Genomic DNA, 13,625 nt, shown 5'->3' on the forward strand with positions numbered 1-13,625 from the left:
CGATAGCGGCATCTACGCAGATCTACGTCTGATCGCAGAAAGGCATAGATTCGTCTACGGAACGGTGACCTCCCCGACGAGGGGCTGGCATTTTCGGCGCGGGACGCACATAATCACCACGTGAGCCAAGTTACTGTTACTTCGAGTTCACTCATCTTCGCGCAATCTGGCGGAGAGGGTGGCGGCGCAGCGTTCGACCAGATCATCGGGATCACGGTGGCGACGGCGGTCATCACGATCGGCCTGCTGTGGATCGCGTACCTGCACCGTGCGCGGAAGATCACGTGGCTACAGTCGATTGCCGACGCCGCGGGTCGCAAGCTGGACCGCCCCGCGTGGGTGGCGCTCCCGCTGTTCACCTTCGTGGGCACCATTCTCACCGCGTTCTTCGGCTTCATCTGGGACGTGAGTCTGCATATCGGACGCGGGCGTGACGACGGCCCGCTGGCGAACCCGGCGCACTACTTCATCCTCGTGGGTCTCTTCCTGCTGTTCATCACCGGCATGCTGGCGATGATCTTGCCCCGCGACGAGAAGCCAGGTCCGGCCGCTCTGAAGATCACCCGCACCTGGTACGTCCCGGTGGGCGGGGTACTGGTTGCCGGGGCGGGCTTGTACGCCCTCATCGGTTTTCCGCTCGACGACGTCTGGCACCGCATCTTCGGTCAGGATGTCACGCTGTGGGGCCCCACTCACCTCATGCTGATCGGCGGAGCGGGACTGTCTCTGATCGGCGTTCTCCTCCTCGACTTCGAAGGTCGCGCCGCCAAGACGGGTGAGACGGCCGCCGACAGTCGGCTCATCTGGTTCCTCCGGTGCGGCACCTTCGGTGGACTGATCATCGGCTTGTCCGTCTTCCAGATCGAGTACGACTTCGGTGTCGAACAGTTCCGGTTGGTCCTGCAGCCGATGATGATCGCCGGTGCTGCCGCATTCGCGCTGGTCGCCGCGCGCATCGTCCTCGGTCCTTTCGCGGCACTAGTCGCGGTCGCCGTCGCCGGAGTGGTGCGCGCTGTGACCGCGTTGATGGTTGGCCCGGTACTCGGGGCCCCGACCAACGTGTTCGAACTGTGCCTCGGCGCAGCCGTGGTCATCGAACTGCTCGCCCTCACCCCGCTGATCAAGAATCGGGTGGCGTTCGGCGCCGTGGGCGGATTCCTCGTCGCCACGGTGGGACTCTGGCTCGAATCGTTGTGGATCGACGCCATGTACCTCTACCCCTGGCCCACCAGTATGTGGCCGGAGGCACTGGCGATGGCCGTGCCCGTCGGTATCGCGGCAGGAGCCTGTGGTGCGCTGCTCGGCCGGGTGCTGCGGTCCGAGGGTTTGCCGCGTCCCGCGCTCAGCCGGACCATCGTGGTCGCCACCGTATTGGTGATCGGCGGTGCAACCGCCAACGGCCTGATCGCCACCGTCCCGGAGAACGCGACGGCCACAGTGGTCCTCACCGACGCGGCACCCGACGGCGGCCGAATGGTCAATGCCGAGGCCACCATCGATCCGCCCGATCTGGCGAGCGACGATCCGGCCTGGGTGTCCATCCTGTCCTGGCAGGGCGGGCCCGACCTCGACAACGGTTTCACCGTGGACAACCTCGAACGCACCGGGCCGGGAACCTACCGGACCAACGAGCCCGTGCCGGTGCACGGAACGTGGAAGACATTGCTGCGCGTGCAGGACGGGCGCACCATGACGGCGGTGCCGATCTTCCTGCCGAGCGACCCGGGGATCGGTGCCGAGGAGCTGCCCGCGGAGTCGTCGTTCACCCGTGAGTTCGTCCCGGAGATCACCATCTTGCAGCGGGAGCGCAACTTCGATCATCCCAACTGGTTGTTCGCCGCTGCCTCCCTCGTCGTGTTGGCCTGCACACTCGCACTCGTCACCGCCCTGGCCTGGGGCGCCGGACGGATCGGCAAGTACACCAGGGGGCAGGCGACCGCCGACACCCGCGAGGACGTGAACGTGACATGAGTCCGGCGAGCGACCCGAATGTCGTGTATCTCGCGGACCACTCGGTGTTGTTGGCGATTCCCGCCTTCGTTCCGGCATTCCTCGTCGTCGGTCTGGTCGTCTATCTGGCGGTCCGGGACCGTAAAGCCGAGGCAGCCGAGAATGCCGAGAACACCGATGACGAATCAACGAAGCGGAAAGAGGAGGACGTCTAGGTGATCAGGCGGTTGACCGCCGTGGTGGCGGTATCCGCGGGTGTTCTCGTCGGAGCTTCCGGGTGCGGTTCCGGAAACGAAGCCCCCGGCACCGGTACGCCGGCCAATGAGACCTCGGCAGAGACCACACCGGGCGCGGCCCAGGACAGTGTCGTGATCGACGTCCGGATCAACCAAGGCACGGTGACGCCCACCAACGAGCGCATCGACATCGCGGTAGGACAGACCGTGACCGTGCGCGTCGACAGCGACGCCGACGACGAACTGCACGTACATGCGGTGCCGGAGCACTCGTTCGAAATTCACCCGGGGACGGGCCAGCAGACCCAGTTCTCGGTAGAGGTTCCGGGCCAGGTCGCCTTGGAGCTGCACGAGACCGGCAAGACGGTGGCCACCCTGCTCGTGCGTCCATGACCGCTGTGCTCGCACACGGGCTCGGTGGGTCCACCGATCTTCCGATTCCCTTCACCTTTGCCCTTATTGGCGCGAGCTGGGCGCTGACCGTGTCGTTCGTCGTTCTGGCCTTCGCGTGGAAGACCCCGAAACTCGATCCCGAACGGCCCGGCCGCGCCCTCCCCGACTGGGTCACGCGGTTCGCGGACTCGCCCATCACCCGGAACGTCCTGGCGGGTGTAGCGCTCGTCCTCACCGCGTGGGTGGCTCTGGCCGCGTTCTTCGGACCGTCGACGTCCGCGGACAATGCGTTGCCCGGTGTGTTCTACGTGCTTCTGTGGGTGGGCCTGGTCGCGGCGTCGCTGGCGTTCGGCCCGATCTGGCGGGTGCTGTCCCCGGTACGGACAGTGCATCGATTGGTATGCGCCGTGCTCGGGCGCTCACCCGGAGAACGGAACCGGCGTTACGGCGACTCCTGGGGATATCGACCGGCGGTGGTGGGTCTGTTCGCTTTTGTGTGGCTCGAACTCGCCTATTCAAATCCGGGTTCGGTTGCCGCCGTGCGTACCTGGTGTGTGGCCTACCTCGTCACGACGTTGGCCGGCGCTGTTGTCGCGGGGGAGCGCTGGTGCGAGCGAGGTGATCCCTTCGAGGTCTACAGCACCCTTGCATCCCGGTTGTCACCGCTGAGCCGCAACCGCGGTGACGGCCGGATCGCCTTACGTAATCCGCTCGACCATCTGGGGTCGATGCCCGTGCGCGCCGGGTCGGTGGCATTGATGGCGACGCTGCTGGGGTCGACGGCGTTCGACAGCTTCTCCGCCTTTCCATGGTGGCAGCGCACCCTCGACGCAGCCGGGGGACCAGTAGCGGAGACGCTGGCGCGCACGGCCGGACTGCTCGTCTTCATCGGCTTCGTGGGTGTGTCGTTCTGGGCGGCCACCAGGGCGACGGGCGGCCTACGTCCCGAGCAGCGCGCCGCCCTCCCCGGATTGCTCTCGCATTCACTGATACCGATCATCATCGGTTACGTGTTCGCCCATTACCTGACGTACCTGGTGGAGAAGGGTCAGGCGACGGTCATCCTGCTGGCCGACCCGCTGGGACGCGGATGGAATCTTCTCGGACTGGGCAACGCCGAGGTGGCGTACATACTGTCCGAGCACCCGTCCGCGACCGCGTCGATCAAGGTGCTCTGCGTGCTGATCGGGCACGTCCTGGGCGTGGTCGCGGCACACGACGCATCGGTGCGAATTTTGCCGCGCGGGCATCAGCTCACCGGACAGCTGGCACTGCTGCTCACCATGGTCACGTATACCTTCGGTGGGCTGTACCTGCTGTTCGGCGGCTGAAGTGCACGCTCAGCGTGGAGGCTGTCAGCGTTGGAGAACGACCGCGGCCTCGGCGGTGAGTGAGGAGAACGTGAACGTCTCTTCGAGGTACAGCGTCACGTCGGTCGCGGTGTGGCTGTCGTAGCCGATGGACAGGTCGGCGCCGAGGGTCAGCTGGTTGTCACCGCCACGGGTGGAGAGCACGTACCCGCCGCGGATCGCCGGGGCCCAGATAATGTCGCCGGTGACCAGGGCGTCGAGGTGGTGAAATACCGGGTGCCCGGCGTCGCGGGTCTCGCTGACTGCGGTGTACGTGTCGGCGTCGAGTACCACCGAGTACGGTCCCTCGACACCGGCGAGACGCAACGCCGACAATGCCGAGGCCACGGCGTCGGGAACGAGAAGCGGATCTTCAGGCAGGTTCAGGACGGGATTGTCGCTGGACGCGCCGATGCCGCGAATCCCGGCCTGCTCGAACCCGTCGAAGATCGACTGGTCCTCGGCGAAGGCGAGGGCCTTCGCGGCGTCCTTGACGGGCTGCCAGTCGGAGTCGAGAGAGCCCCGGGCCACGTCGTCGACCTCAGCGCGACTGAGCGTGAACGGGAAACGCAGTTCGACGAGGGGATGGACCTGGCGCAGTTGTGCCCGAATTCGGCTGTCGGAGGTACTGATCGGGGTGACGCGCCCGACGTTGTGGGCGGAGTAGGAGTAACCGAACGGCCCCGCGACGTCGACGACCCGTCGCCCGGCGACATGACGCTTGAACGTACGGGCCGCCTCCTCGCTGATCTGCTGCCACGCTGCCTCCGTCACCGGGGCGAGGTTGCGGTGCAGATTGCTCGAATCACTCATTGCGATACTCCTTTGAGACCACCGATGTTCAAGGACAGGTCGTACGGGTCCGGCTGCTCGGCTTCGCCGGTGACATTCGATGGCGTCTCGGCGCTCTCCGGTTCGTCGGCGAGGAACTCGAGGACGTCCCGGCTCGGAACGAAGAACAGCGTGCCTGTGACGGCCGTGGAAAAGTCGAGGATGCGGTCGTAATTGCCGGGCGGTTCGCCGAGGAACATGCGGCGCAGCATCAGTTCGGTGACGCCCGGATCCCTGGCGTAACCGATGAAGTAGGTGCCGAACTCACCGGCCGCCAGGCTGCCGAACGGCATGTTGTCGCGGAGGATCTGGTGTTCGACACCCTCATCGTCGACGATCGTGTTGAGGGCGACGTGGGAGTTGCCGGGCTGTGCGTCCTCGTCGAGCTCGACATTCTCGAGCTTGGTACGCCCGATGACGCGTTCCTGCTCGGTGACGCTGAGCGACGTCCAGGCGCTCATGTCGTGCAGATACTTCTGCACGATCACGTAGCTGCCACCACGGAAATCCGGATCCTCGTCTCCGATGAGGGCGGCCTCGTCGGCGTTGGCGTCCGTGGGGTTTTCGGTGCCGTCGACGAATCCGAGGAGATCGCGGGCGTCGAAATACCGGAAGCCGGACACCTCGTCGACAACGGTGGCAGCGGACCCGAGCGCTGCGACGAGCAAGCGGCCCAGCTCGAAACAGAGGTCGGCGCGGGCAGCCTTGATGTGGAATAAGACGTCGCCAGGAGTGGACGGGGCGCTGTGAACGGGTCCGGACAGGGGGAGGAAGCGGTGCAGCAGAGCCGGTTTGGCGGCGGGGCTCAAACGGTCCCAGAACTCGGACCCGATGCCCACCACACACGACAGCGATCCCGACAGTTCCCGGAAACCCACGGCCTTGAGAAGGCTTTCGAGGTCGGCGACGACGTCGCGGACCGTCAGCGCGTCCTCTCGCGACTCACCCGCCACCACGACGAGGAAGAGCGATGCCGCACTCGGTGGTGTGAGAACGGCTTGCGCAGCCAATCTCGGCACTGGACCCGGCATCACGGCCTCCGATCATCTCGACAACGACGCTGCACCGACCGACGGGTCCCATTCAACACCCTCGGCTGAATCCGTCGACTCGGGACCGCAATCCTTACCGGAACACGATGTCGGTGGGTGCGTCTACCGTCGGCGACATGCCACTCTCTGCGCACGAGCGCGAACAGTTCCTGGCCGAGCCGCACATCGCGGCGCTGTCGGTGTCCGCGGGCGAGCACCGCGGGCCCCTGACAGTCCCGATCTGGTATCAGTACCACCCCGGTGGCGAAGTGTGGGTGCTCACCGGCCCCGGGTCGGAGAAGGCGCGCCTCATCGAGGCGGCCGGGCGATTCACGATGATGGTCGAACGAGTCGAACCCACCGTTCGATACGTCTCCGTCGAGGGCGCGGTGACGCGAACCGCCCCGGGAACGGACGACATGATGCGGGAGATGGCTCAGCGTTATCTCGTGCCGGAGAAGGTCGACGCCTACCTCCACTTCGCCAAGGCTCAGCTCGGCGAGCAGGTTGCGATCTACCTCCGGCCCGAGCACTGGCGATCGGCAGATATGGGATCGAGCTGACTCGCTCCGGTGCCCGGGGAAAACGCCTCAGACCTGCACGGTGTCGAGAAGGGCTTCGGCAACGGCTTCGTTGCCGAAGAGTTGGAGGCTGTCGAGCGGCCGCCGCCGCCACACGGCGAGGAGTAGTTGTTGCGCCGAGCCGCGCAACGCGACGTCGGCTTTCGTGTGTTCGGTCGTGACGGACATGCCGTCGTCGGTGAAGGCCAGCAGCCACTCGGCGTCACCGGTGTCGGTGCCGTGCAGGTGTACGGTGCGGCCGAGCAGGCTTTCGGGCACCTGCCCTGCACCAAGAAATCGCGAGGCTATGGCCTGGATCCACTCGCCGACGCCGTCGGCCGCTGCGGTGGGGTCTGCGGGTTCGGGCAGTGGCCCACCGGCCGTGTGGACGGCATCGGCGGCGTCGAAACGATGGACCGTCGCCTCGTGAGCCTGTCGGCGAACCCACCACCGCAAGGTTGCGGGTCCGACGAAGGTGGTTGCGGGCTCATCGAGATCTCGCTGCTCGAACTCGGTCATCATCGACTCGTGAGCTGAACGGTAGGCGTCGAGACACTCCGGTCCCCGTGGCATTTGCCGCGCCGGTCGAGCCTGGTCGAGGGCGGCTCCGGGGCCTGCCTGCATCACGGCGGTCACCCATAGGTGGACTTTGCCGGTGTGCCGGACCACGTGTTCGAGCGTCCAACCCGGGCATGACGGTACCGGCGCGCCAAGAGCGTCGGCCGGCATCGACGCGATGCGCTGCCCTTCGGTGCGCAGAACGTCGAGAAGGAGGGGCGTGCCGGGGTTCGTCATCCGCTCACGGTAATCCATCGTCACAAGGTGTACGGGGCAGTCGACGCCTGGATTTGTTCGAGGAATTCGGGTGGGACGGCAGGCCACTCCGGTTGCCAGTCGCCGGCCAGTTGATCTGCCCGCAGATCCGCGGAGAGGGCGACGACGAGCGGTCCACCGTCGGGGAGAATGCGGCGAAGGCCCCGGACGGCGCAGATGGACGCCACGGAAGCGAGTACTTTCTTGGCCTCGTCTTCGCGGCCGGCCGCGGCAAGGCACGCCACCAGCAGTCGATCGGCCAGGAGCAGCGCCCGTCGGCGTCCGCTGCCCTCCAGTCTGCCGGTCCACTCGTGCGCCCATGTGCAGGCCAGCTCGATGTTCTCCTGGGAACGGGTGGCGAGGAGGAGACGGATGGCGGTGGCTTCTTCTACCTGCGCTGTGATCGAGTTCAGCCCCTGCACCGGTCGGCGCCGCTCTGCATAGGTGATCGGTGTGGCTGGCCCGAGTGCGGGATGGGCGGAGATCCCCAATCTGCGCCGTTCGTTCTCCACGCGGGCCTTCAGGCGCGGAAGTCGATGCGCAGTGGCGATTTCGTAGCCTTCGTGCAGCCGGCGGGCGGCTTCATCGCGGTTGTTCCGGAGTGCCTTGATATGGGCCCCTGTGACGTACCGGGCGATCTTGAAGTCCACGCCGCCGCTTTCCGCGCCGAGGCGGTAACCGTCGTCGAGTAACTGCTCCGCCTCGTCGAGTTCGCCCCGCTCGTAGAGGAGCTCGCCGAGAAGGGAACCCGCGAGCCGGCCCGAGGGCGCGTGCACTCCGCCGGCTTTCCGCGCGCCACCCCTCGCCTTGCGGAAGCGCTTCTCGGCCTCGTCGACGTCGAGTTCTTCCTGCGCGCAGATGCCCACGTAGCACTCACCGTGAACCATGTTGTGCGGTCCCTTGTTCCGCTGGTAGTAGGGTTGCGCTCGTTCCTGGAGCCGTCGCGCTGCGGCGAAATCGAATCGATACACTGCGGCGAAGGTGGCGACGTTGGAAGCGGCCGACACCACCCAGGGGTGCAATGATTCCGGCTGGGCGAGGCTCTCGGCGACGAGTTCGTCGATGTCGTCGATCCGGTCGGCGCGCAGCTCCCCGACCCCGCGAACCGCACCGATCTCGGCGCGGAGATCCGCGATGTCCCCCGGGTCGAGTGCGCTGTGTTCAAGGGCACGCTCGGCCAGTTCGAGTGCCCGCCGCGCCGGTTCCATGCGGCTCAACATCATGTCTGCCCAGGCAACGGTGATCTGCAGTCGGGCACTGCGCTGCACCAACCGCGGCGGGAGCTTGCCGACCAGGGAGAGCAGCGTCGCGGTCTGCGAATGCTCGAAGAGCGACAACCCGTCGGCCTCCACCAACTCGACGGCCCGTTGTTCGTCACCGGCCGCCAGAGCATGATCGACAGCCTCCCGGAGCAGTCCGTGGTTGCAGAACCACTCCGACGCTGCCCGATGAAGTTCCCGAAGACGTTCGGGCTGATCGCGTTCGAGCCTCCTACGGAGAAATTCGGCGAAGAGGGTGTGGTAGCGAAACCACGTCCGCTCGTCGTCGATGTGACGAAGGAATAGATCCCGGTCCTCCGCCTCCTCGAGCATGGCCTGCCCCCGCGCCGTGTCCGCGAGGGTGCAGGCGAGGCGTCCACAGATGCGGTCGGTGATCGACGTGGCGAGCAGAAAATCGAGCATCGCCGGTTCGAGGGTGTCGAGGACGTTCTCGGCGAGAAACTCGCCGATCGCATGATGCCGTCCCGACAGCCCGGCGATGAGTTCCCCGGGATCGGACCGGCCCCGCAACGACAACGAGGCCAGCTGCAGCGCCGCCACCCAGCCGTCGGTGGAATCTCGGAGTTCGGTGACGTCGTCGTTCTCGAGGGGCAGACCACCGAGGTCGACGAGGAACTCTCGCGCCTCACCGTTGTCGAAACGGAGTTCGGCATAATCGATTTCAACCAGTTCGTCCTTGACTCTCATCCGGCTCATCGGCAGGCCCGCCCGGGTCCGGCTCACGACGACCACCTGAAGGTGGTGACACCCGTTGTCGAGGAGGAACTCCAGGGCGGCGATCGTCGCCGGATCGGACACCCGTTGCCAGTCGTCGATCATCAGCGCGACGCGCTCACCGCTCGAGTGGATCTGATTGACGAGGGAGGTGAGTACGTACCGCTCGGCCTCGTTGTCGTGCTCCTCGAGAACCTGACCGAGTTCCTCGGCCAAACTCGGCCGCACGTGCCGGATCGCCTCGATGAGGTGCGCGACGAACCAGACCACGTTGTCGTCGTCGTTGTCGACGGTCAGCCATGCGACGGCCACACCGTCCGCGGTCAGGACATCACGCCACTGCACAGCCAGGGTGCTCTTCCCGAAGCCGGTCGGGCCGTGGATGACTGTGAGTAGCCGGCGACGGCCGGCCCGCAACAGGTCGATGAGGCGTGCACGCTCCACCAGTCGCCGGGTGGGCACCGGCGGCCGGAACCGGGTAGCCGGCGTCGGCGGTGGTGTCGAGGTGTCCCGTCGCCTGCCGGTGGTGGAACGAGGGGTGTCACCGGTTGTGGTGCCTGACGGTGCGGCATCGGCGGGATGGACGACGACGATGCCTTTGTCGACGGGCATCGCCATCTCGTCGACGGGCAGCCCGTGACGGCGTTCGATGTCGCGGAGTTCGTCTCCGAACGCGGCGGCGGAGGCCGGACGCTCCTCCGGGTTACCGGACATCGCCCGTTGAATCACGTCGCTCACGTCGGCGGGAAAGCCTTCCTGGCGCAGATCGGGCACAGGCTGGGTGGTGATCCGCAGGAACTGGGCGATCACCTCCTCGCCGTGGTGCCGCTCGAACGCTGCGTGACCGGTGATGGCGCTGAACAGCGTGGCGCCCAGGCTGTATACGTCGGACGCCGCGGTCGGTGCCCGTCCCGACAGCACTTCGGGGGAGGTGAACGCCGGTGATCCCGTGACTGTGCCGGCCGAGGTCTCGAAAGCCCCGGACATCCGTGCGATGCCGAAGTCGGTGAGCTGCGGCTCGCCGTATTCGGTGAGGAGGATGTTGCCGGGTTTCACGTCGCGGTGGAGTATTCCCACCCTGTGGGCGGTCTCCAGGGCGCCGGCGAGTTTGACGCCGATTCGGAGCGCCTCGCTCCACGGCACGGGACCCCTTCTGCGGATCTGCATGTCGAGCGAGTCGTGGGGATGAAATTGCATCACGATGAAGGGTTTGCCGCTGTCCGTAGCGCCGACCTGCATGATGTTGACGATGTGTGGGTGTCCGCTCAATCTGCCCATCGCGCGTTGTTCCCGCAAGAATCGTTCGAGGTTTTCTGCGTCGAGTTCCGCGGTGAGCACCTTCACGGCGACGGTCCGGTCGAGCTGGGGTTGCACGCAGCGGTAGACCACTCCGAATCCGCCGCGGCCGATTTCTACGGCATCCTCGAGCCCGACTGCGGAGAGTTCGGCTGCGAGCGTGGGAGCGGCGCCACGCTGAGTCGCGAGCGGATCAAATTCGGCCATCGTCGGCCTCGACCTGACGTTGTGGCGTCAGCAACCGCGCGGGCATGCAACCACCTCTTTGCTCGTCGTCGAGCATATCGTGGCGCGCAGTGCCGTGCCGCCGCCCCAGCGTGCACATGCCCGCGAACCGTGGACAATCGAACGATGCCACACGTGCGGAGAATCGTGGACCTTTCCCACACGATCGGTCCCGGAATGCCGGTGTATCCCGGCGATCCGGTGCCGATGCTGACGCCGCACCGCACGATCGAACGCGATGGCTACAACGTCTTGGGTGTCCGCTTCGGATCGCAATCCGGCACCCATGTAGATGCGCCCGCCCACATGGACGCAACCGGCGCCACCGTCGACGCCCTGCCGCCGGAGCTGTTCGTCGGCCGCGGCGTGTTGTTCGACGTCCGGGATCTCGGTGCGCGCGAACGTATTACCGTTGATGCGATCCGGGCCGCTGCCGAACGCGTAGGACCCGGCGACATCGCCCTGTTCCATACCGGATGGTCGCGTTATTACGGCAGCGACGCCTATTACATGCACCCCTATCTCGATCCCGATGCCTGCGAACTACTGCTCGATCGGGGGGTGCGGACATTCTGCGTCGACGCACCGAGTGTCGACGAGACGCCCTCCGACGAGCAGGCCGACAACGGATATCCGGTGCACCACCTGATCGCCGCTGCCGGGGGAGTGATCGGCGAGAACCTGTGCCACGTCGACCTCATCGACTTCCCCGACCCCCTCGTGAGCCTGTTGCCGATCACCATCGAAGGCTCGGACGGCGCCCCCACCCGTGCGGTGGCGCTCGACCTCGGGTACTGATGTCGACGGCGCGCTCGAACCACATGCACGCGCGGTGACTGTCAGCCTCCGGCGACCGACTGCAGAATCTGTATTTCCTGGCCCGGCGCCACTTCGGTGCTCACGCCGCTCAGTAGGCGAACGTCCTCGCCGTTCACGTAGACGTTGACGTACCGGCGCAGGGCGCCGGTCTCGTCGCGAATGCGCCTGCCGAGCACTGGATACCTTTCGGCGAGAACGTCGAGGACCGCCGCCACTGTTGCCACGGAGTCGAGAGCCACGTCGACGGTGCGTTCACCGCCCACGATCGAGGCGAGGGCGCGCGGAACCCGAACGGACACCGCCCCGGTCACGGCGCGGCCACCACCGCCGCGCGCACACAGAGGACGTCGGGCAGGTGTCCGACCACCTCGGTGAACGTGGCGCCCTCGTCGGCGCTCGCATATACGGCACCGCCGCGCGTACCGAAATACACTCCCACGGGGTCGGCGGTGTCGACGGATGCGGCGTCACGCAGCACCACGTTGTACTCGCGTTCGGGTAAGCCGCGGTCGAGCCGGGTCCAGGTGTTGCCGGCATCCTCGCTGCGGTACACGGCGAGGCGGCCGTCCGGTGGGATCCGTTCGGCGTCGGCCTCGATCGGCACCACCCACACCGTGCCCTCGCGAGACGGATGGGTGAGCATGACGAAACCGAAGTCCGACGGCAACCCGTCGGCAATCGACTTCCACGTGTCGCCGTTGTCGTCGGATCGGTACACGCCGTGATGGTTCTGCGCATACAGCCGATTCTCGGTCACCGCGTCACGGGCGATCTTGTGGACGCATTGCCCGAACTCCGGATTCGGATCCGGCAGGAAGCCCGCCGAGATGCCCGCATTGCGCGGCTGCCAGGTGCGGCCGCCGTCAGTGGTGCGGTAGACGCCACCCGTGCTCATGGCGACGTGCACCGTGTGCGGGTCGCGGGGATGCGGAACCACGGAATGAGCTGCAGCGCCGCCGAACCCGGCACCCCACTGCGACCGGTGCGGGTGGTCCCACAGTGCGCGCTCGAGTTCGAAGTGCTCGCCGCTGTCCAGGGATCGCCACACCGAAATCGGTTCACAGCCCGCCCATACGACACTGGGCCGGTCTGCGCTGTCCGGTTGGAGTTGCCAGATCCGCTCGAGCGCGGCGTCGTCGGTGTCACCGAATCGGATCGCCCCGTGGTCGGGTTCGACCCATGTGGCGCCCAGGTCGTCGGAGTGCGCGACGGTCGGTCCCCAGTGCTCCGACCGGACCCCCACGAGAATGCGGGTGCGGCCCGCGCGGGTGTCGATGCCGATGCTGGGGATTTCGTGCATCAAGAAGTGTGGGCCCGAAAACGACCACGCGGTGCGGTTTCGGCTGGTGGCCAGCCAGAGGCCCTTCTTGGTTCCGATCGCGAGCAAAACTCTGTCGGCTGCGCTCATCGTTACATCGGACCACTCGGTCCGGCGAATGGCAATGGTGCGATCGCACCTCGACGGTCAGGTCAGCTGGCGAGGGAATGTGACGCGTGGATCCGGGACCGCAGGTGGGCGAGCGCGCGGTGCTGGGCGACGCGAATGGCCCCGGGCGTGGTGTCGAGCACGCGAGCCGTCTGTTCGGCGGACATCCCGACCACGATGCGCATGAACACGATCTGCTGGTGCCGGACCGGGAGCGTCTGCACCAGTTCGTCCATCTCCCCTCGAAGTTCGGTGCGCAGCACGTGGTGCTCGGGCCCCTCGTCGATATCGACGGTGTGATGCGCAGTGGCCGATCGTGCGGTGGGCACCGACAGGCGATTGGCGCGCCGACGGGCATCGGCCACCTTGTGTGCGGCGATACCGAAGATGAACGACAGCAGGGATTTACCTTCGTCGCGGTAGGTGCGCAGTGCGCTCATCAACGCGAGGGAGACGTCTTGGGTGACATCGTCGGCCGAGGCGTGCGGGTGTTCCACCGATTCGAGTCGGGATGTGCAGTAGCGATGCACCACCGGGTGGGCGATGCGGAGAATCTCTTCCACGGCCTCCTCGTCCCCGACGGCGGCGAGGGGTGCGAGGCGCTCGAGCTGCGCTCTGACGTCCGTCTCGATCATGGTGTTCTCCCGTTCCGTGTGACTGCTTCCAGCCTCGGCGGAACGGGCGCCCGTCGATAGGCACCGA

General features: G+C 66.5%; 13 protein-coding genes. 6 read left to right on the forward strand and 7 right to left on the reverse strand.

What is annotated here, in order from left to right; genetic code table 11:
• The first annotated feature begins 120 nt into the window (after positions 1-120).
• Genes HYG77_RS19125 through HYG77_RS19140 form a run of 4 tightly spaced genes read left to right on the forward strand, consistent with a single transcriptional unit; the run spans position 121 to position 3,910 of the window.
• On the forward strand, positions 121-1,971 hold the full coding sequence (locus HYG77_RS19125; RefSeq protein ID WP_208960250.1) for a hypothetical protein: 1,851 nt from the start codon (positions 121-123) through the stop codon (positions 1,969-1,971).
• Positions 1,968-2,165 (forward strand): hypothetical protein, encoded by a 198-nt coding sequence (locus HYG77_RS19130; RefSeq protein WP_109333870.1) that lies wholly within the window; start codon positions 1,968-1,970, stop codon positions 2,163-2,165. The genes HYG77_RS19125 and HYG77_RS19130 overlap by 4 nt, the downstream gene beginning before the upstream one ends.
• On the forward strand, positions 2,166-2,579 hold the full coding sequence (locus HYG77_RS19135) for a hypothetical protein (RefSeq protein WP_208960251.1): 414 nt from the start codon (positions 2,166-2,168) through the stop codon (positions 2,577-2,579). It begins immediately after the preceding gene.
• Positions 2,576-3,910, forward strand: a complete 1,335-nt coding sequence (locus HYG77_RS19140; protein ID WP_208960252.1) for a hypothetical protein — start codon at positions 2,576-2,578, stop codon at positions 3,908-3,910. The genes HYG77_RS19135 and HYG77_RS19140 overlap by 4 nt, the downstream gene beginning before the upstream one ends.
• A 24-nt stretch (positions 3,911-3,934) precedes the next feature.
• On the opposite strand, the gene HYG77_RS19145 is transcribed toward HYG77_RS19140, so the two are convergent.
• Both HYG77_RS19145 and HYG77_RS19150 read right to left on the reverse strand, forming a co-directional pair.
• On the reverse strand, positions 3,935-4,741 hold the full coding sequence (locus HYG77_RS19145) for a family 1 encapsulin nanocompartment shell protein (protein ID WP_208960253.1): 807 nt from the start codon (positions 4,739-4,741) through the stop codon (positions 3,935-3,937).
• A complete protein-coding gene (locus tag HYG77_RS19150) occupies positions 4,738-5,790 on the reverse strand; it encodes a Dyp-type peroxidase (RefSeq protein WP_208960254.1) in 1,053 nt (350 codons plus the stop codon). Before HYG77_RS19150 ends, HYG77_RS19145 begins: the two co-directional genes overlap by 4 nt.
• Before the next feature lie 137 nt (positions 5,791-5,927).
• Between HYG77_RS19150 and HYG77_RS19155 the strand changes: the two genes are divergently transcribed.
• Positions 5,928-6,353 (forward strand): pyridoxamine 5'-phosphate oxidase family protein, encoded by a 426-nt coding sequence (locus HYG77_RS19155; protein WP_109335400.1) that lies wholly within the window; start codon positions 5,928-5,930, stop codon positions 6,351-6,353.
• A 27-nt stretch (positions 6,354-6,380) separates the two neighbouring features.
• On the opposite strand, the gene HYG77_RS19160 is transcribed toward HYG77_RS19155, so the two are convergent.
• Both HYG77_RS19160 and HYG77_RS19165 read right to left on the reverse strand, forming a co-directional pair.
• Complete coding sequence (locus tag HYG77_RS19160; protein WP_208960255.1) at positions 6,381-7,145, reverse strand: maleylpyruvate isomerase family mycothiol-dependent enzyme; 765 nt, start codon at positions 7,143-7,145, stop codon at positions 6,381-6,383.
• Between the two features lie 20 nt (positions 7,146-7,165).
• Entirely contained in the window at positions 7,166-10,660 is a 3,495-nt protein-coding gene (locus tag HYG77_RS19165; protein WP_208960256.1) for a serine/threonine-protein kinase, read from the reverse strand.
• Positions 10,661-10,804: 144 nt separating this feature from the next.
• Here HYG77_RS19165 and HYG77_RS19170 point away from each other — a divergent pair, with 144 nt between their 5' ends.
• Positions 10,805-11,476 carry a cyclase family protein gene (locus HYG77_RS19170; RefSeq protein WP_208960257.1) on the forward strand — a complete coding sequence of 224 codons (672 nt, stop codon included), beginning with the start codon at positions 10,805-10,807 and terminating at the stop codon, positions 11,474-11,476.
• A 41-nt stretch (positions 11,477-11,517) separates the two neighbouring features.
• On the opposite strand, the gene HYG77_RS19175 is transcribed toward HYG77_RS19170, so the two are convergent.
• The 3 genes from HYG77_RS19175 to shbA form a co-directional block, all read right to left on the reverse strand.
• A complete protein-coding gene (locus HYG77_RS19175) occupies positions 11,518-11,808 on the reverse strand; it encodes a ubiquitin-like small modifier protein 1 (RefSeq protein ID WP_109333858.1) in 291 nt (96 codons plus the stop codon).
• Positions 11,805-12,905 (reverse strand): glycoside hydrolase, encoded by a 1,101-nt coding sequence (locus tag HYG77_RS19180; protein WP_208960258.1) that lies wholly within the window; start codon positions 12,903-12,905, stop codon positions 11,805-11,807. Before HYG77_RS19180 ends, HYG77_RS19175 begins: the two co-directional genes overlap by 4 nt.
• Before the next feature lie 62 nt (positions 12,906-12,967).
• Positions 12,968-13,558: an RNA polymerase sigma factor ShbA gene (shbA, locus tag HYG77_RS19185; protein ID WP_109335398.1), complete on the reverse strand. Its 591-nt coding sequence runs from the start codon at positions 13,556-13,558 to the stop codon at positions 12,968-12,970.
• Positions 13,559-13,625 lie beyond the last annotated feature (67 nt).

The sequence above is a fragment of the Rhodococcus sp. ZPP genome, assembly GCF_017656075.1.
Classification (GTDB): Bacteria; Actinomycetota; Actinomycetes; order Mycobacteriales; family Mycobacteriaceae; genus Rhodococcus_F; species Rhodococcus_F oxybenzonivorans.